Origin of the sequence: Streptococcus sp. SK140 (genome assembly GCF_000259525.1) — a bacterium.
Lineage (GTDB): Bacteria > Bacillota > Bacilli > Lactobacillales > Streptococcaceae > Streptococcus.
Window position 1 is genome coordinate 13,785 of sequence record NZ_AJML01000016.1, and the last position, 23,192, is coordinate 36,976.

Consider the following 23,192-nt stretch of genomic DNA (forward strand, 5'->3'; position numbering starts at 1 on the left):
AGAAACCTATGTCTCAATACAAGATTGCTCCGTCAATTCTGGCAGCAGATTATGCCAACTTTGAACGTGAAATTAAACGCCTAGAAGCAACTGGGGCAGAATATGCCCATATCGATATCATGGATGGTCACTTTGTGCCACAAATCAGCTTTGGTGCAGGTGTGGTCGAAAGCCTTCGCCCCCATAGCAAGATGGTTTTTGATTGCCACTTGATGGTCTCTAATCCTGAACACCATCTAGAAGATTTTGCGCGTGCAGGGGCAGATATCATCAGCATTCACGTAGAGGCAACACCTCATATCCATGGCGCTCTTCAAAAGATTCGTTCTCTAGGTGTCAAACCATCGGTTGTTATCAATCCTGGAACACCTGTTGAGGCTATAAAGCATGTGCTTCACTTAGTTGATCAAGTCTTGGTCATGACGGTTAACCCTGGATTTGGTGGACAAGCCTTTTTGCCGGAAACCATGGATAAGATTCGTGAGTTGGTGGCCCTTCGTGAAGAAAAAGGACTGAACTTTGAGATTGAAGTTGATGGTGGAATTGATGATCAAACCATTGCTCAAGCCAAGGAAGCTGGTGCAACAGTTTTTGTAGCAGGATCTTATGTCTTTAAGGGAGATGTCAATGAACGAGTGCAAGCTCTCCGAAAACAACTGGACTAAAGTTGCAGTTTTTGCTGGTGGAGACCGTGGACATTATAGGATAGATTTTGATTGCTTTGTCGGTGTGGACCGTGGCTCACTCTGGATACTAGAGGAAAAACTTCCTCTTACTATAGCCGTTGGGGATTTTGATTCGGTGACTATGGAAGAGCGTCAGTTGATTCAAAAGCGTGTTCATCACTTTGTCCAAGCCCAGCCAGAAAAAGATGATACGGATCTGGAACTAGCACTTTTAACGGTTTTTGAAAAGGATCCTCAAGCTCGAGTGACCATTTTTGGCGCCCTAGGTGGTCGCATCGACCATATGCTGGCCAATGTCTTTCTGCCTAGCAATCCTAAATTGGCGTCCTATATGCGTCAAATAGAGATTGAGGATGGGCAAAACTTGATTAGCTATTGCCCAGAAGGGACCAGTCAACTTGAACCACGTTCGGACTATGATTATCTGGCCTTTATGCCGGTTCGGGATAGTCAGTTGACCATTATCGGTGCCAAGTATGAGTTGACAGAGAAAAATTTTTTCTTTAAGAAAGTTTACGCTTCTAACGAATATATAGATAGGGAAGTTTCAGTGACTTGCCCAGATGGCTATGTGGTTGTCTTGCATAGCAAGGATAGGAGGTAGGATGGAGAGTTTGCTTCTTGTATTATTAATTGTTAACCTAGCCGGTCTCTTTCTTATTTGGCAAAGGCAGGACAAGCAGGAGAAATATCTGACCAAGAACTTGGAGGATCAGGCAGATCATTTGTCAGACCAGTTGGATTTTCGGTTTGAACAAGCTCGACAAGCTAGTCAGCTTGACCAAAAAAATCTTGAAGTGGCTGTCAGTGACCGTTTGCAGGAGGTGCGACTTGAATTGCACCAAGGTCTGACTCAGGTTCGACAGGAGATGAATGAAAACCTCCTCCAAACCAGAGATAAGACTGACCAACGACTCCAAGCCTTGCAGGAGTCAAACGAGCAACGTTTGGAACAGATGCGCCAAACGGTCGAGGAAAAGCTAGAAAAGACCTTGCAGACACGCTTGCAGGCCTCTTTTGAGACAGTTTCCAAGCAACTGGAATCTGTTAATCGTGGCCTTGGAGAAATGCAGACGGTGGCGCGTGATGTTGGTGCGCTAAATAAAGTTCTTTCTGGAACTAAAACGCGAGGAATTCTAGGAGAACTACAACTGGGACAGATCATTGAAGATATCATGACACCTGCCCAGTATGAACGAGAATTTGCAACAGTTGAAAACTCTAATGAACGTGTGGAATACGCCATCAAGTTACCTGGACAAGGTGACCAGGAATATGTCTATCTACCGATTGATTCTAAGTTTCCACTGGCAGATTATTACCGTCTGGAAGAAGCCTATGAAGCAGGTGACAAGGACGAGATTGAGCGCTGTCGTAAGTCTCTCCTAGCAAGCGTCAAGCGTTTTGCTAAGGATATTAAGAGTAAGTACCTGGCGCCACCTCGGACAACCAATTTTGGAGTCTTGTTTGTTCCGACAGAAGGACTCTATTCGGAAATTGTTCGAAATCCGATTTTCTTTGATGATTTGAGACGGGAGGAGCAAATTATCGTTGCAGGTCCAAGTACCTTGTCGGCTCTTCTTAACTCCCTATCGGTTGGTTTCAAGACTCTAAACATTCAAAAAAGTGCCGACCATATTAGTAAAACCCTAGCTAGTGTCAAAACCGAATTTGGCAAGTTTGGTGGGATTCTGGTCAAGGCACAAAAACATCTCCAACATGCCTCTGGCAATATTGATGATTTATTAAACCGTCGTACTACAGCTATCGAGCGAACGCTTCGTCACATTGAGTTATCAGAAGGTGAGCCTATGCTTGATTTGCTCCAATTTCAAGAAGATGAGGAAGAATATGAAGATTAGTCACATGAAGAAAGATGAGCTTTTTGAAGGCTTTTACCTGATCAAGTCAGCTGACCTGAGACAGACTCGTGCTGGGAAAAACTACCTAGCCTTCACCTTCCAAGATGATAGTGGAGAAATCGAAGGGAAGCTCTGGGATGCTCAACCTCACAATGTTGAAACCTTTACAGCAGGGAAAGTAGTCCACATGCAAGGTCGTCGTGAAGTGTACAACAATACTCCTCAGGTTAATCAGATCACCCTTCGCTTACCTCAGCCTGGCGAACCCAACGACCCAGCGGACTTTAAGGTCAAATCTCCAGTAGATGCCAAAGAGATTCGTGAGTATATGGCGCAGATGATTTTTAAAATTGAAAATCCAATTTGGCAGCGAATTGTTCGAAATCTCTACACCAAGTATGACAAGGAATTCTACTCCTATCCAGCCGCTAAGACTAACCATCATGCTTTTGAGACAGGTCTTGCTTACCATACTGCTACTATGGTTCGTTTGGCAGAAGCGATAGCAGATATTTATCCTCAGCTCAATAAGAGCTTGCTCTACGCGGGGATTATGTTGCACGACCTGGCCAAGGTTATTGAGTTGACAGGTCCCGACCAGACAGAGTACACAGTAAGAGGAAACCTTATTGGTCATATTGCTTTGATTGATAGTGAAATTACCAAAGCGGTAATGGAGCTTGGCATTGATGATACTAGAGAAGAGGTTGTACTTCTTCGCCATGTCATTCTCAGTCACCATGGTCTCCTTGAGTATGGTAGTCCAGTTCGTCCTCGAGTGATGGAAGCAGAAATTATTCATATGATTGATAATTTGGATGCCAGCATGATGATGATGACAACAGCTCTGGCCCTTGTTGATGAGGGAGAAATGACCAATAAAGTCTTTGCTATGGACAATCGTTCCTTCTACAAGCCGAAATTAGACTAGAAACTAAAAAAATGAACTTTATTTAGGCAATAAAGTTCGTTTTTTTGCTTTAGTGTGATATAATGAGAAAAAGACTAAATAAAAAAGAATGGTAAAAATATAATGAAATTAAGAAGAAGTGATCGGATGGTTGTCATTTCCAATTACTTGATTAACAATCCATACAAATTAACCAGTCTCAACACTTTTGCGGAAAAGTATGAATCTGCCAAATCGTCTATTTCTGAAGACATCGTCATCATTAAACGGGCCTTCGAAGAAATTGAAATCGGGCATATTCAAACGGTGACAGGTGCTGGTGGTGGTGTTATTTTTACACCATCGATCTCTCCCCTTGAGTCTAAAACGATTATCGAAGAGCTTCGTGATAAACTTTCAGAGAGTGACCGCATTCTTCCAGGTGGCTACATTTATTTGTCTGACCTATTGAGCACTCCAGCTATTTTGAAAAATATCGGTCGCATTATTGCGAAGAGCTTTATGGATCAGAAGATTGATGCCGTTATGACTGTTGCGACCAAAGGGGTTCCGCTTGCGAACGCGGTAGCAAATGTCCTCAACGTACCATTTGTCATTGTCCGTCGCGACTTGAAAATCACTGAAGGTTCAACTGTTAGTGTCAACTATGTTTCAGGTTCTAGTGACCGTATCGAAAAGATGTTCCTTTCAAAACGTAGCCTCAAAGCAGGAAGCCGTGTCTTGATCGTCGATGACTTCTTGAAGGGTGGAGGAACCATTAACGGGATGATTAGCCTCTTGTCTGAGTTTGATTCAGAGTTGGCTGGAGTGGCCGTCTTTGCTGATAATGCACAGGAAGACCGTGAACAACAGTTCGACTACAAGTCGCTCTTGAGAGTCACAAATATTGATGTGAAGAACCAACAAATTGCTGTTGAAGTTGGAAATATATTCGATACAGAAAAATAAGAATTGACTTGAAATACAAAGGTTGGAACTTTCGTCCCAGCCTTTCTTTGATAATGAATATGAAGGAGTCCTATGAAAACACCATTTATTAAACGTGAAGCCTTAGAAAAGATTGTTGAAGAGTTTCCAACTCCATTTCACCTCTACGATGAAAAAGGGATTCGCGAGAAAGCACGAGCAGTAAATAAAGCCTTTTCTTGGAATAAGGGCTTTAAAGAATACTTCGCAGTTAAGGCAACGCCAACTCCAGCCATCTTGAAAATCTTACAAGAAGAGGGATGTGGAGTGGATTGTTCCAGTTATGTTGAACTTTTGATGAGTAACAAGCTTGGATTTTCAGGGGCGGATATGATGTTCTCATCTAACAATACTCCAGATAGAGAGTATGCTTATGCGCGAGAATTGGGGGCGACGATTAATTTAGATGCCTTTGAAGATATCGAGCATTTGGAACGTGCAGCAGGTATTCCCGAAATCATCTCTTGCCGTTACAATCCTGGTGGAGTATTTGAACTGGGTACGGATATTATGGATAATCCTGGTGAAGCTAAGTTCGGGATGACTAAGGAACAGCTTTTTGAAGCCTTTGCCATCTTGAAAGAAAAGGGAGCTAAAACCTTTGGGATTCATTCCTTCTTAGCTTCCAATACAGTGACCCATCTCTACTATCCAGAATTAGCACGTCAGCTTTTTGAATTGGCAGTAGAAATCAAGGAAAAGTTAGGTATTTCACTGGACTTTATCAATCTTTCTGGAGGTATCGGAGTTAACTATCGCCCAGATCAAGAGCCTAATGATATCGCTTTGATTGGTGAGGGAGTTCGTCAGGTTTATGAAGAAGTCCTCACACCAGCAGGACTTGGTCAGGTTAAGATCTTTACAGAACTAGGGCGCTTTATGTTGGCACCTCATGGAATTTTAGTCACAAAAGTAACTCATAAAAAGAAAACCTACCGTACATATCTAGGAGTAGATGCCTCAGCTGCCAACCTGATGAGACCAGCTATGTATGGTGCCTATCACCACATCACCAATATGATGCATCCTGATGGTCAGACTGAAGTGGTTGATGTTGTTGGTTCACTCTGTGAAAACAACGACAAGTTTGCAGTTAATCGTGAGATACCTCAAACAGAAATTGGTGATTTGTTAGTCATTCATGATACAGGTGCGCATGGCTTCTCTATGGGTTACCAGTACAATGCCAAGCTTCGTTCGGCAGAAATTCTATATACAGAGGATGGTGGAGCACGCTTGATCCGCCGAGCAGAGCGACCAGAGGACTATTTTGCGACTCTCTATGGCTTTGATTTTGACAAGGATTAATAAATATTTTGAAAATCATGAAAGTTGAAAGTGAAAAACAGATTGTTTTCTAAAAAATAGGCAAAATCTGTGGTTTTTCTTTTCAGTCATGGTATAATAAAGACTATAAAACGTTTTCAAGGAAGGTAACGATATGTCTGAGGAAATAATTGACTATGGACAAGTGACAGGAATGGTGCATTCGACAGAGAGTTTTGGGGCGGTAGATGGCCCTGGGATTCGTTTTATTGTCTTTTTGCAAGGCTGTCAGATGCGTTGCCAATATTGCCATAACCCAGATACTTGGGCTATGGAAACAAATAAATCTCGTGTACGAACAGTAGATGATGTTCTAGAAGAAGCGCTTCGTTATCGTGGTTTCTGGGGTGACAAGGGAGGTATCACAGTCAGTGGAGGAGAAGCCCTCTTGCAGATTGATTTCTTGATTGCCCTCTTTACTAAGGCAAAGGAAAAAGGTATCCACTGTACCTTGGATACTTGTGCCCTTCCATTCCGTAACAAACCACGCTATCTAGAAAAGTTCAACAAGTTAATGGCCGTGACAGACTTGGTTCTCCTTGATATCAAGGAAATCAACGAAGCACAACACAAGATTGTAACTAGCCAAACAAATAAAAACATCTTGGCTTGTGCTCAGTACTTGTCAGAAATCGGTAAACCTGTTTGGATTCGTCACGTTCTTGTACCTGGATTGACAGACAGAGATGAGGATTTGATTGAACTTGGCAAGTTTGTAAAAACTCTCAAAAATGTTGATAAGTTTGAAATCTTGCCTTACCACACCATGGGTGAGTTCAAGTGGCGTGAACTTGGGATTCCATATTCCCTTGAAGGAGTTAAACCTCCAACAGCAGATCGCGTCAAGAATGCTAAGGAACTAATGGATACAGAAAGCTATCAAGATTACATGAAACGTGTACATGGATAAAAAGAAAGAAGAGGTCGGGATTTTTTCTCGGCCTCTTTTCGACTATAGAAAAGGCTCAGCATTTAAGCTAAGCCTTTTATTTTTTATCTAGAATGTTGTTTTCCAGCATTGCGTTTTTTGCTTTTCTTCTTGTTAGAAGTTGTGATAGCTGTTGCTGGTTCAGGGGTTACATCTTTACGAGCGCCTGAAGTTTTGCTTGCTTTTGGTGGGTTCTTAGCAAATTCTTCGCGTACTTTTTTACGAAGATGTGGACGAACCATGTAGTTGATGATGAATTGTTGAAGGATCATCATGAAACCACCGACAACCCAGTAAAGTGTAACGCTGGCTGGTGAGAAGACAGAGAACATGACAATCATGAGTGGACTCATGTAAATCATCTTCTTGAGTTGTTCTCTTTGAGTCTCGTCTTCAACTCCATGTAGTGAAAGGAGTGATTGGACGTAGTAGAGAACACCTGCACAGGCGATAAGAATCCAACTTGGTGAGCCTAGAGGAATTCCTAGGTAGCTTGCTTGGGCGACTCCTTCAGTATGTTGGGCAGCAAAGTAGATAGCAGAGAAGAAAGGCATTTGAATGAGGATAGGGAAACATCCTACGCCGCCAAACATGCTGATGCCGTGCTCTTTTTGAGCAGCAAAGAGAGCTTGTTGCGCTTCTAGTTTTTCTTCTTGAGTTGTTGCTTCTTTCAGGCGAGTCTGATGTGGTTCAAGGACGTGCTTGAGAGCATTCATCTTTTCAGAGTGAAGCGTTGCCTTCCATGATTGGTAGATACCAAGTGGGAGGATAATCAAGCGGACGATAATGGTTACGATGATGATTCCAACACCGAAACCGAGTCCTTGATCATTGGCGAAGTATTTGATAGCTTCTCCCATTGGAGCACCCAAGAAATCCCAAACGGGACCAGTTGGGAGTCCTGTTGATTTATCAACTTGGACACAACCTGTTAAGACTAATAGCATAGCCACTCCCATAGCCGAGAGAGCGATTCGTTTAATTGATTTCACTGTTTTTATTCCTTCTTTAAAAATTATACCTTTCTATTCTACTGTTTTTTTGGGAAATATACAATAGTTCTAGAGACCTAATTTGCGACTTTGAAGTCTGAATAAGATGGAAAGTTACTCATTTGCACATCTAGGTAGGTTACTTTAGAGAAAGGTGTAGGGCCTTTTCGGATCTCTTGGATAAACTTGGCCATAATGGCAGAAGACTCTGCCTGGGCCAGAATCTCAACGGTTCCGTCGTCGTTATTCCAGACACGACCCGTAATGCCACCTAGTTCTAGAGCCAGACTATAGACACCCCAGCGAAAACCCACTCCTTGGACGCGACCTTGGGCGATCATTTTAACCTTTTGCATACCAAACCTCCTTGATTGTGTTATAATATTTCTATGACTATTATAACCTCTAAAGCCAATTCTATGGTGAAAAATGCCAAAAAATTACATCAAAAAAAATATCGGAAAACCTCTTACTTGATTGAGGGCTGGCACTTGTTTGAAGAAGCTGTTCAAGCAGGTGCTAAAATTGAGAAAATTTTTGCCTTGGCGGAATATGGGGAAAAACTAACTGATTATCCTCAGACCGTCTTTGTGGCCGAAGAAATCTTGCTTGATTTAGCAGATTCACAAACTCCTCAGGGCATTGTAGCCATTGTTCAAAAGGAAGAAGAGCAGTTGCCGGATTTGAGCCAAGGGAAATATCTCTTCTTAGAAGACGTGCAGGATCCTGGAAATGTTGGCACAATGATCCGAACGGCAGATGCAGCAGGTTTTTCGGGAGTCATTGTTTCAAGCAAGTCAGCAGATATTTATAGTCTCAAAACGCTTCGCTCTATGCAAGGCAGTCATTTCCATTTGCCGATTTATCGGATGCCTGTTGAAACATTTGTAGAAGAGGCTAAAAAGGGCAATTTACCAATTCTGGCAACTACTTTGTCCCAAAAATCTAAAGATTATCGTGATCTTGTTCAGCTAGAAGATTTTGTCTTAGTCATGGGGAATGAAGGTCAAGGAATCAGTCCATTCATGACAGACCAGGCAGATCAATTGGTCCACATCAGCATGAAAGGGCAGGCAGAAAGTCTCAACGTTGCCATTGCTGCAGGCATACTCATGTTTTATTTGAGTTAAAATAGTTTATTTTTGTTATAATCAGTAAAAAGATTTCATAAGGAGAAAAAGATATGAATCAAACAATTATTCAAGAACGTTCTGGCTTGAATCAATTTTATGCAAAAGTCTATGCTTTTGTAGGGATTGGGATCGCCTTATCTGCACTTGTTTCAGCCTTAATGTTAACAACCTTCCAAGATCTTCTTGTTCAGTTGATGTTTAACGCCCGCATATGGCTAATCGTAACAGGAGTAGTTGAAGTTGCTCTTGTCATTGCAGCCAGTAATATGGCTTATAAAAATAGCCCAGCAGCTCTTCCGATGTTTCTCATCTATTCAGTAGTGAACGGTTTTTCACTGAGTTTCATCGTGTCGCTCTATCTACCAGGAACGGTTCTAACGGCCTTTATTTCCAGCGCAGCTCTCTTCTTTGTCATGGCTATTATTGGAGTTGTGATTAAAAAGGACTTGAGTGGTATCGGACGTGCTTTGATTGGAGCCTTGGTAGGTCTCATCTTGGCTATGATTATTAATGTATTCTTAAACAGTGGTCTATTCGATTACATTATCAGTATTGTCATGGTTCTTGTTTTTGCAGGTTTGATTGCCTGGGATAACCAAAAGATTCGCTATGTTTATGAAGAATCAAATGGTCAAGTCGCTACAGGTTGGGCAATTTCATTGGCGCTTAGCCTCTATCTTGACTTTATTAACCTCTTCCTTAGCTTCTTGCGTATCTTTGGAAGTGACGATTAATACTTTTAGAGCTCAAATGAGCTCTTTTTTTAATTTTTACTTTTATTTTTACTGGCAAAAGGGTATAATCATCTTATTATTCAAAAGGAGAGATGTATGAAGAAAAGTTTTATCCATCAACAGGAAGAAATTTCCTTTGTAAAAAATACCTTTACCCAGTATTTGAAAGATAAATTAGAAGTTGTAGAAGTGCAAGGACCAATCTTGAGTAAGGTTGGTGATGGGATGCAGGATAACCTTTCAGGGATTGAACATCCAGTTTCTGTTAAGGTTTTGCAAATCCCAGATGAAACCTATGAAGTGGTGCATTCCCTTGCTAAGTGGAAACGCCATACCTTGGCTCGTTTTGGTTTTGGCGAGGGTGAAGGCCTCTTTGTTCACATGAAGGCCCTTCGTCCAGACGAAGACTCGCTAGATGCGACTCACTCAGTCTATGTGGACCAGTGGGACTGGGAAAAGGTCATTCCTAATGGGCAACGCAATCTAGCCTATCTCAAAGAAACAGTCGAAAAGATTTATAAGGCTATTCGTTTGACAGAGTTAGCAGTAGAAGCACGCTATGATATTGAGTCAATTTTGCCTAAGCAAATTACCTTTATCCATACAGAAGAGTTGGTAGAACGCTACCCAGACTTGACACCAAAAGAACGTGAAAATGCTATCTGTAAGGAGTTCGGTGCGGTCTTCCTAATTGGTATCGGTGGAGAATTGTCAGATGGAAAACCTCATGACGGACGTGCACCAGACTATGATGACTGGACAACTGAGTCTGAAAATGGCTATCATGGCTTGAATGGGGACATCCTTGTTTGGAATGATAATTTGGGTGCAGCCTTTGAATTGTCTTCAATGGGCATTCGTGTCGATGAAGACACTCTCCGTCGCCAAGTAGCTATCACAGGAGATGAAGACCGTTTAACTTTAGAATGGCATAAGGCTCTTCTAAATGGACTCTTCCCATTGACAATCGGTGGAGGGATCGGTCAGTCTCGTATGGCTATGTTCCTGCTTCGTAAGAAGCACATCGGTGAAGTTCAAACCAGTGTTTGGCCGCAAGAAGTGAGAGATACTTACGAAAATATTCTTTAATCAATCGAGCCGTAAGGTTCGATTTTCTTTTTTTGATAAGAATTTGGTATAATAGACGTTATGAAAATCGTATCAGGAATCTACGGTGGGCGTCTTTTAAAGACGCTGGACGGTAAAACGACAAGGCCAACATCAGACAAGGTTAGGGGCGCTATTTTCAATATGATTGGTCCCTACTTTGAAGGAGGACGTGTGCTAGATCTCTATGCTGGTAGTGGGGGGTTATCCATCGAGGCTGTCTCAAGAGGAATGTCCAGTGCCGTTCTGGTTGAGAAGGATCGCCGAGCCCAGAATATAGTCGCAGAAAATATTCGGATGACCAAGGAAACCTCTAAATTTCAATTATTGAAAATGGAATCCAATCGCGCATTGGAGCAGGTGGATGGTGTCTTTGATCTTGTTTTTTTGGACCCTCCCTATGCAAAAGAACAAATCGTGTCAGATATTGAAAAAATGGCAGAGAGAAATCTTTTTTCAGAGGATGTCATGGTGGTATGTGAGACCGATAAATCAGTAGAACTTCCAGAAGAAATCGCCTGTTTGGGTATCTGGAAGGAAAAAATATATGGGATTAGTAAGGTGACGGTTTATGTCAGATAAGATTGGGCTATTTACAGGTTCCTTTGATCCGATGACCAATGGACATTTGGATCTCATTGAGCGTGCAAGTAAGCTCTTTGATCAATTGTATGTAGGAATTTTTTATAATCCTCATAAAACAGGATTTTTGACGATAGAGAGCCGAAAGAAAACTGTTGAAAAAGCAGTAGCACATCTCAAAAATGTCCAAGTCATAGCTTCTCACGATGAATTAGTCGTTGATGTTGCTAGAAGATTAGGTGCAGAGGTCTTGGTGCGTGGCTTGCGTAATGCAACAGATCTTCAGTATGAAGCTAGTTTTGATTTTTACAACCATCAACTAGCGGGAGAAATGGAGACAATCTATCTCCACAGTCGCCCAGAGCATGTATACATCAGCTCTTCGGCTGTGAGAGAACTATTGAAATTTGATCAAGATATCAGCGGGTATGTACCAAATGCTGTCCTAGAGGAGTTAAACAATGAAGAAAAAAACTAGATGGCCCTTATATCTCATTATTGGGCTCATTATCACTTTTATCGCTTTTACGGTGCCCCTGCCATATTATATCGAGGTGCCAGGAACTTCTGAAGATATTCGAAAGGTCTTACAAGTTAATAACCAACCTGACCAAGAGGAAGGTTCCTACCAATTTGTGACGGTTGGAGTTAAGCACGCTAGACTGGTTGACTTAGTCTATGCCTGGCTAACTCCTTTCACGGACATACATAGCGCCAAAGAAATGACGGGTGGTTCGTCAGATGCAGAATTTATGAGAATCAACCAGTTTTACATGGAAACTTCGCAAAACATGGCCAAATATCAAGGTCTAAAGACGGCCGGTAAGGAAATAGAGCTCAAATATCTGGGTGTCTACGTTTTGACTGTAACAGATAACTCGACTTTCAAAGGGGTTCTCAATATTGCTGACACCGTAACAGCGGTGAATGATAAAACTTTTGAGAGCTCAAAAGAGATGGTGGACTACGTTAATTCTCAAACTCTAGGTGATCAGGTTAAGGTTACTTATGAGGAGGATGGAAAAGTTAAGACTGCTGAAGGAAAGATCATTACTCTGGAAAATGGGAAGAATGGTATCGGAATCGGCTTGATTGACCGCACAGAAGTATCTAGTGATGTGCCAATCAAGTTTTCAACTGCAGGCATTGGTGGTCCTAGTGCTGGGATGATGTTTAGTCTATCCATCTATACGCAAATTGCAGATCCCACTCTTCGAAATGGACGCATCATTGCTGGTACAGGAAGTATCGACAGAGATGGGAATGTTGGTGATATTGGTGGAATTGATAAAAAGGTTGTGGCCGCAGCTAAGAAAGGAGCAACTGTATTCTTTGCTCCTAACAATCCAGTAACTGAAGAAGCTAAAAAAGCAAATCCAAATGCCAAGAGTAATTATGACACAGCTCTCGAAGCAGCTCAAATGATTAAAACAGACATGAAAATCGTTCCAGTCAAAACGCTTCAAGATGCGATTGACTATTTGAAAAACAATCCCTAAACAGTAGGCAAATCCCTAAACTAGCGTAGAAAAAAAGAAGATGGTATAATAGGCAAATGATTCAATTGTTTTTTACCCTTAGTAGTCATATGTTTTTTGTCTACCTAGTCTTTCAGCTCTTGAAAGATTTGGTCAGATGGGATCAAATTTTGAAGGTGACAAAGGATAATGCGAAGAAGGTTCGACTCTTGGTAGTATTGTGTAGTATCGGTTTAGGATATCTGATTAGTTCCTTTTTCCTAAATCTCTACCAACTTTGGCAAGAAGCAGTTAGAACACTATTCTAAAATTGTAAGTGAAGGAAAATACTCTATGGAAAAAATTGTAGTTCAAGGTGGCGATAGTCGTTTGGTTGGAAGTGTCACCATCGAGGGTGCAAAAAATGCAGTTTTGCCACTGCTTGCAGCAACTATTTTAGCAAGTGAAGGAAAAACAGTCTTAAAAAATGTTCCTATTTTATCGGATGTTTTTACCATGAATCAGGTGGTTCGTGGATTAAATGCGAAAGTAGACTTTGATCAAGATGCACATATTGTTGAAGTTGATGCAACCGGTGATATCACAGAAGAAGCTCCCTATAAGTATGTCAGCAAGATGCGTGCTTCTATTGTAGTATTGGGGCCAATCTTGGCTCGTGTGGGACATGCTAAAGTTTCGATGCCAGGTGGCTGTACGATCGGTAGTCGTCCGATAGACCTCCACCTTAAAGGACTCGAAGCAATGGGGGCTGAGATCACCCAAACGGCTGGTTATATTGAAGCTAAGGCAGAACGCTTGCACGGAGCTCACATTTACATGGACTTCCCTAGTGTTGGAGCTACTCAAAACTTGATGATGGCAGCAACTCTTGCTAACGGCGTAACTGTCATTGAAAATGCTGCGCGTGAACCTGAGATTGTCGACTTGGCTGTTCTCCTAAATAAAATGGGTGCCAAAGTCAAGGGGGCAGGAACAGAAACTATTACCATTACTGGTGTTGAACAACTACACGGTGCAACCCACAATGTTGTGCAAGACCGTATTGAAGCAGGAACCTTCATGGTAGCAGCTGCCATTACAGGTGGAGATGTCTTGATTCTGGATGCTATCTGGGAACATAATCGCCCCTTGATTGCTAAATTACAGGAAATGGGTGTTGAAGTCATCGATGAGGACGAAGGAATTCGTATTCGTTCTCAACGTGAAAAATTAAAGGCTGTTCATGTTAAGACACTTCCACATCCAGGATTTCCGACAGATATGCAAGCGCAGTTCACTGCTCTAATGACCGTTGCTCAAGGTGAGTCAACTATGGTAGAAACTGTATTTGAGAATCGATTCCAACATTTAGAGGAAATGCGTCGTATGGGCTTGCACTCTGAAATCATCCGTGATACAGCCCGTATCGTCGGAGGACAGCCTCTCCAAGGGGCAGAAGTTCTATCGACAGACTTACGTGCCAGTGCAGCCTTGATTTTGACAGGTTTGATAGCTGAAGGCGAAACAGTTGTAGGAAAGCTTGTCCATTTAGATAGAGGTTACTACCGTTTTCATGAAAAATTAGCCCAGTTAGGAGCTAAGATTGAACGGGTAAGTGTGGAAGCTGATGAAGATGAATAAACGATCCAAATATGTCTTACGTCGCTTTGTCCTAGTAATTGTAGTATTACTACTAGGATTCCTAGCTCTTGCTATTGGTTTGATGATTGGCTATGGTATTCTAGGAAAAGGTCAAGATCCTTGGGCTATTTTAGCACCAGCAAAATGGCAAGAACTCATCGCAAAATTTACAGGAAAATAGAGAGTGGGACAGAAATCGGTAATTCGTTAGAATTCGATTTCGTCGTCCCACCTCCGCACAGTTGAATAGGGTTGTAAAAGCTGATGAAATCAGCGTAGTAGAGCCCACTCAACCACTGCGTCTTGCTCGATAATCCAAAGACAATTGAGAGGCTAGGACTTTTGTCTCAGCCTTTTTTTCTAGGAAGTGAATGTAATACTCAATGAAAATCAAAGAGCAAACTAGGAAGAGAACCGCAGGTTGCTCAAAACACCGTTTTGAGGTTGTGGATAGAACTGACGAAGTCAGCTCAAAATACTATTTTGAGATTGCAGATGGAAGCTGACATGGTTTGAAGAGATTTTCGCAGAGTACAAGGAGAAAATATGAATAAAAAAACAAGGCAGGCCCTAATTGGTCTCTTGCTCTTTTTGCTCTTGTCAGCAGGAAGCTACTATATTAAACAAATGCAGTCTTCCAACACTGCACCACAAACACAAGTAAAACAAAAATCACAGTCGTCTGATACTCCAAGTCAAGAACTGGCTGAAAGTGTATTGACCGATTCAGTTAAAAAACAAATTAAGGGTTCTCTTGAATGGAATGGAGCAGGAGCCTTTATCGTCAATGGTAATAAGACAAATTTGGATGCAAAGGTTTCAAGCAAACCCTATGCGGATAACAAGACAAAAATTGTAGGAGGAGAGACAGTTCCCACAGTAGCGAATGCAATCATGTCAAAAGCGACCAGACAGTACAAGGACCGTGAAGAAACTGGCAATGGTTCAACATCTTGGACGCCTGCGGGTTGGCATCAGGTTAAGAATCTAAAGGGAAGTTACAACCATGCGGTCGATAGAGGGCATTTGTTGGGCTATGCCTTAATCGGTGGTTTAGATGGCTTTGATGCTTCTACTAGCAATCCTAAAAACATTGCCGTACAGACAGCTTGGGCCAACCAAGCGCGTGCAGAAGATTCGACAGGTCAAAACTACTATGAGAGCTTGGTTCGAAAAGCCCTAGATCAGAATAAACGAGTGCGTTACCGTGTGACGTTGCTCTATGCGACTGAGGAAGACTTGGTGCCATCCGCATCGCAGATTGAAGCTAAGTCCTCTGACGGAGAATTGGAGTTTAATGTCGTTATTCCAAATGTCCAAAAGGGAATTCAGTTAGATTACCGAACAGGTGAGGTCACAGTCACAAAAGCTAACTAATTGTTCAAGAGGTTGAGAGGAAATCCCAACCTCATTTTTTATTACTCATGAACTGTTGACACGATTGCTTGTATTTTCCTCTTTTCAGATTTTAAAGAGCATTTTTGAAGATTTACAAGGCTTGAACTAGGTTGTCAGGACTTGGATTGCAGCTCTCTATTCAGCGAACCTTTATCATAGAAATTGAAAATTAATGTGTAGAAATTGGAAAATATGGTATAATAGTTTCAATTATACTTTTTAGGAGAAGGAAAATGGAAGACCCGAGCAGTCAGGATTTGTTACTGCAATTTGTTTTATTAGTTGTTTTGACCTTTTTAAATGCCTTTTTCTCTGCAACAGAAATGGCCATGGTTTCACTTAGTCGTTCACGTGTTGAGCAAAAAGCTGAGGAGGGGGATAAACGCTATATCCGTTTACTAAAGGTACTTGAAAACCCGAATCACTTTTTATCAACCATTCAAGTTGGTATCACCTTAATCACGATCTTGTCAGGGGCTAAACTAGCAGATTCACTAGGTGAATTAATCGCCTCTTGGATGGGAAATAGCGAGACTGCCTATGCGGTAGCTAGCTTCTTATCATTAGCTTTCTTGACCTATATTTCTATTGTTTTTGGTGAGCTTTATCCTAAGCGAATTGCTCTAAATCTTAAGGATGCCTTGGCTATCAGAACAGTACCGTTTATTATTGCTCTTGGTAAGATTGTGAGTCCCTTCGTTTGGATGCTCTCAGCATCAACTAATCTCTTGAGTCAATTGACACCGATGACATTTGACGATGCAGATGAAAAAATGACTCGTGATGAGATTGAGTACATGTTGTCTAAGAGTGAAGAAACCTTGGATGCTGATGAAATCGAAATGTTACAAGGTATTTTCTCGCTAGACGAGCTCATGGCACGTGAAGTCATGGTTCCTCGAACGGATGCCTTCATGGTTGATATTCAAGATGATACTCAAACCATTATCGAAAGCATCTTAAAACAAAACTTTTCTCGTATTCCTGTCTATGATGATGACAAGGATAACGTGATTGGTTTGATTCATACCAAGAGTCTGCTAAAAGCAGGGTTTACCGATGGTTTTGACAATATCGTATTGAGAAAGATTTTGCAGGAACCGCTCTTTGTACCTGAAACTATTTTTGTGGATGATTTATTAAAAGAGTTGAGAAATTCCCAAAGACAGATGGCTATCCTACTGGATGAGTATGGAGGTATGGCTGGTCTAGTTACGCTAGAGGATCTCCTTGAGGAGATTGTCGGTGAGATTGATGATGAAACTGACCGAGCTGAAGTCTATGTTCATACAATTGGCGAAGATACCTATATCGTCCAAGGGACAATGAATTTAAATGACTTTAATGACTACTTTGATGTTGAACTTGAAAGTGATGATGTAGATACGATCGCTGGTTACTATTTGACTGGCGTGGGAACTATTCCAACATCAGAAAAACTTAGCTATGAGTTAGAAAGTAGCAATAAGCATATCACTCTAACCAATGATAAGGTCAAAAATGGACGTGTAACCAAGCTTAAGGTTCAAATCCAAGAACTCGAATCAGAAGAAGAAACAGAATAAAACAAAAGCTTTATCAGAGTAGAACTGATAAAGCTTTTCTAGTAGTAAAAAAGAAAAGACTCCTGTGGGAGTCTTCGATAATATAGAGGCGGTAGACGGATTTGAACCGACGATCAAGCTTTTGCAGAGCCGTGCCTTACCACTTGGCTATACCGCCTTAACTTTTATTATTATACCTTTTAAATTAAATCTCGTCAATAGTTTCTTTTCTGAAAATGTAAGTTTTCCTGCTTTCAAAAGGCATGCGACAAAATATTCTGAAAATTCGTTTACTTTTGAGAGGGATTATGGTATAATCAACAGTATCTCATTAATTTTAATAGAGGAGTTAACTAAACATGAAAAAAAGTCGGATTCTTGCAGTAGCGGGAGTGTCCTTGCTTGCGGCAGGAGTGCTTGCTGCATGTTCAAATACGAATTCAAATGCAGGTTCAAGCAATGCAAAATTAGCATCAGATTATAAATACGTTTATTCAGTTGATCCAGAAACATTGGATTATGTTGTTAACAACGTTGATTCTACTTCTTTTGTAACTACAAATGCAGTAGATGGTTTACTTGCTAATGATAAATATGGCAACCTCGTACCATCGATTGCTGAATCATGGACAGTTTCACAAGATGGTTTGACTTACACTTATAAAATCCGTAAGGATGCTAAGTGGGTTACTGCTGAAGGAGAAGAATACGCTCCAGTTAAAGCCCAAGACTTTGTGACAGGGTTGAAACACGCGGTAGAAGGAAAATCAAAAGGGCTGTCTGTTATTAGTTCTTCAATTAAAGGACTCAGCGCTTACATTAACGGTGAAACAAACGACTTTTCAACTGTTGGGGTAAAAGCAGTTGACGATAACACTCTGGAATACACCTTGAATCAGCCAGAGACTTTCTGGAATGATAAAACAACAAATGGCGTGATGATGCCAATCAACGAAGATTTCCTTAAATCTAAAGGGGAAGGCTTTGGTGCACCTACAGATCCATCTTCTATTTTGTATAATGGACCATTTGTTTTGAAAGCAATCACAGCTAAGTCTTCAATCGAAATGGCTAAGAATGATGCTTATTGGGATAAAGATGCAGTTAAAATTCAAAACATTAAATTTACATTCTGGGATGGGAAAGACCAAGATGTTGTTGCTAAAGGATTCTCAGAAGGACAATACAGTAAAGCTCGTATTTATCCTACTAGCTCAACATACGAGAAATATGCGTCTGAGTTCAAAGACAACATCTACTTTAGCGAACCAGGATCAGCTATCGCTACTGTCAGTGTGAACTATGGCCGTTCAACTTATAACCATACTTCAAAAACAACAGATAGTCAAAAAGAATCTACAAGAAAAGCCTTGCTAAATAAAGAATTCCGTCAAGCCCTAAACTTTGCGGTAGATCGTAATTCTTACTCAGCACAGACAAATGGCACAGAAGGAGCTGCAGTTGCAATCCGTAATACTTTCACACCATATAATCTTCCAGTTGGTGACAAACAATTTGGTGAACTTGTAGAAGAAAGTCTTTCGAAGACAAACTCAGGCACATGGTCAAACATTTCACTTGCTGATTCGCAAAATGGTCTCTACAATGAAGAAAAAGCTAAAGCAGCCTTTGCAAAAGCAAAAGAAAGCTTGAAAGCTGAAGGGGTAGAATTCCCAATCCACTTGGATGCTCTAACAATCCAAGAATCTACAGCTGTTGTAAACCGTGTTCAATCACTTAAACAATCTATTGAAAACGTACTTGGATCAGACAATGTTGTAATCGATCTTCAACAAATGACTCAAGCAGAAGCATTACCACTTTCATTCAGTGCTCCAACAGCGAAAGAACAAGACTGGGATATTCATACTTTGACTGGATGGAATCCAGATTATCAGGATCCATCAACTTTCTTAGACCAGTACACGATTAAAGGCGGAAATACTCGCTTGCTTATGGGTATTGACAAAGATACTGACGCATCAGTTATCCAAAAACTTGGTTTGTCTGACTATGAAAAATTAGTTGATGAAGCAAATAAAGAAAATCAAGACGTTCAAAAACGCTACGAAAAATATGCCCTTGCTCAAGCTTGGTTAACAGACAACGGTTTGACAATTCCTGTAATGGCAGGTCCAAAAGAAACCGCTGTATCATTTGTATCTAAAGTTATTCCATTTACTTCTTCTTACTCCGCTGCGGGTCTTAAAGGAGAAAACTCAGGTTACTTGAAGTACACTGAGGTTGGTGAAAAACCTATTACAAAAGAAGAATACCAAAAAGCTCGTGAAAAATGGCTCAAAGAAAAAGCTGAATCAAACGAAAAAGCTCAAAAAGAATTAGCGAGTCATGTGAAATAAATAATGCTCATCAGAACTTTCTCTCCTAAAGGAGAAGGTTCTTTTGGGATTTTAAAGGAAATAATATGAAAAAATATGTTTTTATGCGTATCTTGCGGTCGTTGGTTTCTATTTTCTTAGTAACGACCTTGATTTACACAATCATCTATACGATGGTTCCACGGAAGTTGATCTTCAAACAAGATACTAACTACAATAAAATTGCAACAACGGCTGATAAACGTGATAACTATGAAAATACCGTCTTTGAGCGTATGGGTTATATCGAATATTATGATACGAAAGAGTTGCAGGAAAAAGCTAGTAGCATTGACTCTTCTGTTACAGTAGATGCAAATGATACAAATAAAGCAATCTATGAAAAATATATCCAACAACTTGGGAATGGTTGGACTCTAGGTGAGTTTACAGAGAGTGGACAATTCTACGCTACACGTGAAATTCCTATTTTTGAGCGTGTGTTCAAATTCTATGCAAACTTGCTTGATATTGACCATACAAACAAGATCCAAGACCCTGAGAATCCTAACTTAGAGCGTTATTTACGCTTTGAGAATGATCCTGCTATCGGTTGGTCTCTTGTGGGTTCAGGTACTAAACACAAATACCTCTTGTACTTCAATAGTCAGTTCCCATTTGTTCACCAAAACTTTGTCAACTTGAACCTAGGAGATTCTTATCCAACTTATGCCAATACTCCTGTTCTTCAAGTTATTACACAAGGACAAGGACAAACGAAGACTTCTGAAGTTCAATTCCCAACTGGTAAGAAAACATCATCAGTTAACATTTACTCAAGAACTTATAAATCTCCGAGTCAAGCAGATGCTCGTGAAGTAGCCAACTACGGTAAAGATGATCCATATACGGCTACTGAAAGCAACTATCAGTACCCATCTATGATTGCAAGTTCTGCTATCACTGGTTTGATCGGTCTTGCGATTTCATATGCGATTGCAGTTCCTCTTGGTTCAGCAATGGCTCGTTTCAAGAATACTTGGATTGACAGCCTATCTACAGGTACTTTGACCTTCTTGATGGCCCTCCCAACGATTGCTCTAGTTTATATCATTCGTTTGATTGGTTCTTCTATCGGATTCCCAGACTCATTCCCAATCTTGGGTGCTGGCGATTGGCGATCTTATGTCCTTCCATCAGTCATTCTTGGTTTACTTGGAGCACCTGGTCTAGCTATCTGGATTCGTCGTTACATGATTGACTTACAATCTCAAGACTTTGTCCGTTTTGCTCGAGCTAAAGGTTTGTCTGAAAAAGAAATTTCTAACAAACACATCTTTAAAAACGCTATGGTACCACTCGTTTCTGGTATCCCAGGTTCAATTATTGGTGTTATTGGTGGAGCAACTCTTACTGAAACAGTCTTTGCCTTCCCAGGTATGGGTAAAATGTTGATTGACTCTGTAAAAGCATCAAACAACAATATGGTAGTTGGTCTGGTCTTCATCTTTACATGTGTTTCAATTTTCTCTTATTTGATTGGAGATATTTGGATGACTATTATTGACCCACGTATTAAATTGACAGAGAAAGGAGGCAAATAATGTCTACGATTAGTAATGATAAATTTCAATTTGTAAAACGAGATGATTTTGCCTCTGAAGCAATTGATGCTCCTGCCTACTCATATTGGGGTTCTGTTTTTAGACAGTTTTTGAAGAAAAAATCAACAATCATCATGCTTGGTATTTTGATTTCCATCGTATTGATGAGTTTCATCTATCCAATGTTTTCTGATTTTGACTTCAATGATGTAAGTAAGGTAAATGACTTTAGCGCTCGTTACATTAAGCCAAATGCTGAACATTGGTTTGGTACAGATAGTAATGGTAAATCTCTCTTTGACGGTGTCTGGTTTGGAGCACGTAACTCTATCTTGATTTCCGTAATTGCGACCTTTATCAACGTTGTTATTGGTGTTATTGTCGGCGGAATCTGGGGTATTTCAAAATCAGTTGACCGTATCATGATGGAAGTTTATAACGTTATCAATAACATCCCTTCACTTTTGATCGTTATTGTTTTGACTTACTCTATCGGTGCAGGTTTCTGGAACTTGATTTTTGCCATGAGTGTAACTACTTGGATTGGTATTGCTTATATGATTCGTATCCAAATCATGCGTTACCGTGATTTGGAGTACAACCTTGCTTCTCGTACACTGGGAACACCAACTCATAAGATTGTTATTAAAAATATCATGCCTCAATTGGTTTCTGTTATTGTTACAACTACATCACAAATGCTTCCTGCATTTATCTCATATGAAGCCTTCCTGTCATTCTTTGGACTCGGCTTGCCAATCACGGTACCAAGTTTGGGACGTTTGATTTCAGATTATTCTCAGAACGTAACAACCAATGCTTACCTCTTCTGGATTCCATTGACAACTTTGGTCTTGGTATCCTTGTCACTGTTCGTAGTTGGTCAGAACCTAGCGGATGCTAGTGATCCACGTACACATAGATAGGAGTAGACATGATAAAAGGAAAAAATGTAATTTTGACTGCTCAAGATATTGTCGTGGAATTTGATGTTCGTGACAAGATTTTGACAGCTATTCGAGGTGTCTCCATCGATTTGATTGAGGGAGAGGTCCTTGCGTTAGTTGGGGAGTCAGGTTCAGGTAAATCAGTTTTGACAAAAACATTCACAGGAATGTTGGAAGAAAATGGTCGTATTGCACAAGGTAGTATTAATTACCGTGGACAAGATTTGACAACCTTATCTTCTCATAAAGAATGGGAAAGTATTCGTGGTGCAAAGATTGCAACTATCTTCCAAGATCCGATGACCAGTCTTGACCCTATCAAGACAATCGGAAGTCAAATCACAGAAGTTATTATTAAACACCAAGGCAAGACAGCTCAAGAAGCTAAAGAGATGGCTATCGACTATATGAACAAGGTTGGTATCCCGGATGCTGAGAGACGTTTTGATGAATACCCATTCCAGTATTCTGGAGGAATGCGTCAACGTATCGTTATCGCGATTGCTCTTGCTTGTCGTCCAGACATTCTTATCTGTGATGAGCCTACAACAGCTCTTGATGTGACCATTCAAGCACAGATCATTGACTTGTTGAAATCACTTCAACACGAATACCACTTTACAACAATCTTCATCACTCACGACCTAGGTGTCGTAGCAAGTATCGCTGATAAAGTTGCAGTTATGTATGCTGGTGAAATCGTCGAGTATGGTACTGTTGAAGAAATCTTCTACGACCCACGTCACCCATATACATGGAGCCTCTTGTCAAGCTTGCCTCAACTTGCGGATGACAAAGGTGAATTGTACTCAATCCCTGGAACACCCCCATCGCTCTATACTGAATTGAAGGGAGATGCTTTTGCTCTTCGTTCAGACTATGCGATGAAGATTGATTTCGAAGAAAAAGCACCTCAGTTTGCAGTATCAGATACTCATTGGGCGAAAACATGGTTGCTTCATGAACAGGCTCCAAAAGTTTCAAAACCAGCAGTGATTGAAGACTTACACGATAAAATTCGTGAAAAGATGGGCTTTGCTCATCTTGAGGACTAGGA

Annotated in this window: 25 protein-coding genes and 1 tRNA gene; 23 read left to right on the plus strand and 3 right to left on the minus strand. The window is 40.8% G+C overall.

What is annotated here, in order from left to right:
- The first annotated feature begins 8 nt into the window (after positions 1–8).
- The 7 genes from rpe to pflA all read left to right on the plus strand — a co-directional run bounded on the left by rpe (position 9) and on the right by pflA (position 6,660).
- Positions 9–665 carry a ribulose-phosphate 3-epimerase gene (gene rpe / locus HMPREF1116_RS04675; RefSeq protein ID WP_000085013.1) on the plus strand — a complete coding sequence of 219 codons (657 nt, stop codon included), beginning with the start codon at positions 9–11 and terminating at the stop codon, positions 663–665.
- The gene (locus HMPREF1116_RS04680; protein WP_001001241.1) at positions 628–1,290 is read left to right on the plus strand and encodes a thiamine diphosphokinase; all 663 of its coding nucleotides are present in this window, start codon (positions 628–630) and stop codon (positions 1,288–1,290) included. The genes rpe and HMPREF1116_RS04680 overlap by 38 nt, the downstream gene beginning before the upstream one ends.
- A 1-nt stretch (position 1,291) precedes the next feature.
- On the plus strand, positions 1,292–2,548 hold the full coding sequence (rmuC, locus tag HMPREF1116_RS04685) for a DNA recombination protein RmuC (protein WP_000444717.1): 1,257 nt from the start codon (positions 1,292–1,294) through the stop codon (positions 2,546–2,548).
- Positions 2,538–3,479 (plus strand): 3'-5' exoribonuclease YhaM family protein, encoded by a 942-nt coding sequence (locus HMPREF1116_RS04690; protein ID WP_000703215.1) that lies wholly within the window; start codon positions 2,538–2,540, stop codon positions 3,477–3,479. The genes rmuC and HMPREF1116_RS04690 overlap by 11 nt, the downstream gene beginning before the upstream one ends.
- Positions 3,480–3,581: 102 nt before the next feature.
- Entirely contained in the window at positions 3,582–4,406 is an 825-nt protein-coding gene (gene purR, locus HMPREF1116_RS04695) for a pur operon repressor (RefSeq protein ID WP_006146682.1), read from the plus strand.
- A 72-nt stretch (positions 4,407–4,478) separates the two neighbouring features.
- A complete protein-coding gene (locus HMPREF1116_RS04700; RefSeq protein WP_000856495.1) occupies positions 4,479–5,732 on the plus strand; it encodes a diaminopimelate decarboxylase in 1,254 nt (417 codons plus the stop codon).
- A 133-nt stretch (positions 5,733–5,865) separates the two neighbouring features.
- Positions 5,866–6,660 carry a pyruvate formate-lyase-activating protein gene (gene pflA / locus HMPREF1116_RS04705; RefSeq protein WP_001287990.1) on the plus strand — a complete coding sequence of 265 codons (795 nt, stop codon included), beginning with the start codon at positions 5,866–5,868 and terminating at the stop codon, positions 6,658–6,660.
- Positions 6,661–6,743: 83 nt separating this feature from the next.
- Here pflA and yidC read toward each other — a convergent pair whose 3' ends face one another.
- Both yidC and HMPREF1116_RS04715 read right to left on the minus strand, forming a co-directional pair.
- Positions 6,744–7,670 (minus strand): membrane protein insertase YidC, encoded by a 927-nt coding sequence (gene yidC, locus HMPREF1116_RS04710; RefSeq protein WP_007554779.1) that lies wholly within the window; start codon positions 7,668–7,670, stop codon positions 6,744–6,746.
- 77 nt (positions 7,671–7,747) lie between these two features.
- Complete coding sequence (locus HMPREF1116_RS04715; protein WP_001174500.1) at positions 7,748–8,026, minus strand: acylphosphatase; 279 nt, start codon at positions 8,024–8,026, stop codon at positions 7,748–7,750.
- A 33-nt stretch (positions 8,027–8,059) separates the two neighbouring features.
- Between HMPREF1116_RS04715 and HMPREF1116_RS04720 the strand changes: the two genes are divergently transcribed.
- The 12 genes from HMPREF1116_RS04720 (at position 8,060) to HMPREF1116_RS04775 (ending at position 17,287) form a co-directional block, all read left to right on the plus strand.
- Positions 8,060–8,800 (plus strand): TrmH family RNA methyltransferase, encoded by a 741-nt coding sequence (locus tag HMPREF1116_RS04720; protein WP_025171248.1) that lies wholly within the window; start codon positions 8,060–8,062, stop codon positions 8,798–8,800.
- Between the two features lie 53 nt (positions 8,801–8,853).
- Complete coding sequence (locus HMPREF1116_RS04725) at positions 8,854–9,537, plus strand: Bax inhibitor-1/YccA family protein (RefSeq protein ID WP_001076859.1); 684 nt, start codon at positions 8,854–8,856, stop codon at positions 9,535–9,537.
- A 96-nt stretch (positions 9,538–9,633) separates the two neighbouring features.
- Positions 9,634–10,626, plus strand: a complete 993-nt coding sequence (gene asnA / locus HMPREF1116_RS04730) for an aspartate--ammonia ligase (RefSeq protein WP_000747986.1) — start codon at positions 9,634–9,636, stop codon at positions 10,624–10,626.
- Between the two features lie 60 nt (positions 10,627–10,686).
- Positions 10,687–11,226: a 16S rRNA (guanine(966)-N(2))-methyltransferase RsmD gene (gene rsmD, locus HMPREF1116_RS04735; protein WP_000706935.1), complete on the plus strand. Its 540-nt coding sequence runs from the start codon at positions 10,687–10,689 to the stop codon at positions 11,224–11,226.
- Positions 11,216–11,704, plus strand: a complete 489-nt coding sequence (coaD, locus tag HMPREF1116_RS04740) for a pantetheine-phosphate adenylyltransferase (protein ID WP_001280757.1) — start codon at positions 11,216–11,218, stop codon at positions 11,702–11,704. The genes rsmD and coaD overlap by 11 nt, the downstream gene beginning before the upstream one ends.
- Positions 11,688–12,725 (plus strand): SepM family pheromone-processing serine protease, encoded by a 1,038-nt coding sequence (locus HMPREF1116_RS04745; protein ID WP_000730763.1) that lies wholly within the window; start codon positions 11,688–11,690, stop codon positions 12,723–12,725. Before coaD ends, HMPREF1116_RS04745 begins: the two co-directional genes overlap by 17 nt.
- A gap of 56 nt (positions 12,726–12,781) precedes the next feature.
- Positions 12,782–13,012, plus strand: a complete 231-nt coding sequence (locus tag HMPREF1116_RS04750) for a DUF1146 family protein (protein ID WP_000615324.1) — start codon at positions 12,782–12,784, stop codon at positions 13,010–13,012.
- Positions 13,013–13,037: 25 nt separating this feature from the next.
- On the plus strand, positions 13,038–14,324 hold the full coding sequence (gene murA, locus HMPREF1116_RS04755; RefSeq protein WP_000411925.1) for a UDP-N-acetylglucosamine 1-carboxyvinyltransferase: 1,287 nt from the start codon (positions 13,038–13,040) through the stop codon (positions 14,322–14,324).
- Positions 14,311–14,505: a DNA-directed RNA polymerase subunit beta gene (locus HMPREF1116_RS04760; protein ID WP_081478784.1), complete on the plus strand. Its 195-nt coding sequence runs from the start codon at positions 14,311–14,313 to the stop codon at positions 14,503–14,505. Before murA ends, HMPREF1116_RS04760 begins: the two co-directional genes overlap by 14 nt.
- Before the next feature lie 202 nt (positions 14,506–14,707).
- Positions 14,708–14,830, plus strand: coding sequence for a hypothetical protein (locus tag HMPREF1116_RS12315; RefSeq protein ID WP_000693547.1), 123 nt, complete (start codon positions 14,708–14,710; stop codon positions 14,828–14,830).
- Positions 14,831–14,870: 40 nt separating this feature from the next.
- Positions 14,871–15,701 carry a DNA/RNA non-specific endonuclease gene (locus tag HMPREF1116_RS04770; protein ID WP_001036767.1) on the plus strand — a complete coding sequence of 277 codons (831 nt, stop codon included), beginning with the start codon at positions 14,871–14,873 and terminating at the stop codon, positions 15,699–15,701.
- Positions 15,702–15,955: 254 nt separating this feature from the next.
- Positions 15,956–17,287, plus strand: a complete 1,332-nt coding sequence (locus HMPREF1116_RS04775) for a hemolysin family protein (RefSeq protein ID WP_000390006.1) — start codon at positions 15,956–15,958, stop codon at positions 17,285–17,287.
- An 86-nt stretch (positions 17,288–17,373) separates the two neighbouring features.
- Here the strand turns inward: HMPREF1116_RS04775 and HMPREF1116_RS04780 are convergent.
- Positions 17,374–17,444, minus strand: a tRNA-Cys gene (locus tag HMPREF1116_RS04780).
- A gap of 181 nt (positions 17,445–17,625) precedes the next feature.
- Here HMPREF1116_RS04780 and HMPREF1116_RS04785 point away from each other — a divergent pair.
- The 4 genes from HMPREF1116_RS04785 to HMPREF1116_RS04800 all read left to right on the plus strand — a co-directional run bounded on the left by HMPREF1116_RS04785 (position 17,626) and on the right by HMPREF1116_RS04800 (position 23,190).
- Complete coding sequence (locus tag HMPREF1116_RS04785; protein WP_000749589.1) at positions 17,626–19,626, plus strand: peptide ABC transporter substrate-binding protein; 2,001 nt, start codon at positions 17,626–17,628, stop codon at positions 19,624–19,626.
- 65 nt (positions 19,627–19,691) lie between these two features.
- Complete coding sequence (locus tag HMPREF1116_RS04790) at positions 19,692–21,188, plus strand: ABC transporter permease (RefSeq protein ID WP_000761009.1); 1,497 nt, start codon at positions 19,692–19,694, stop codon at positions 21,186–21,188.
- The gene (gene oppC / locus HMPREF1116_RS04795) at positions 21,188–22,114 is read left to right on the plus strand and encodes an oligopeptide ABC transporter permease OppC (protein WP_000104373.1); all 927 of its coding nucleotides are present in this window, start codon (positions 21,188–21,190) and stop codon (positions 22,112–22,114) included. Before HMPREF1116_RS04790 ends, oppC begins: the two co-directional genes overlap by 1 nt.
- A gap of 8 nt (positions 22,115–22,122) precedes the next feature.
- Positions 22,123–23,190 carry an ABC transporter ATP-binding protein gene (locus HMPREF1116_RS04800; protein ID WP_000589653.1) on the plus strand — a complete coding sequence of 356 codons (1,068 nt, stop codon included), beginning with the start codon at positions 22,123–22,125 and terminating at the stop codon, positions 23,188–23,190.
- Positions 23,191–23,192: the final 2 nt, after the last annotated feature.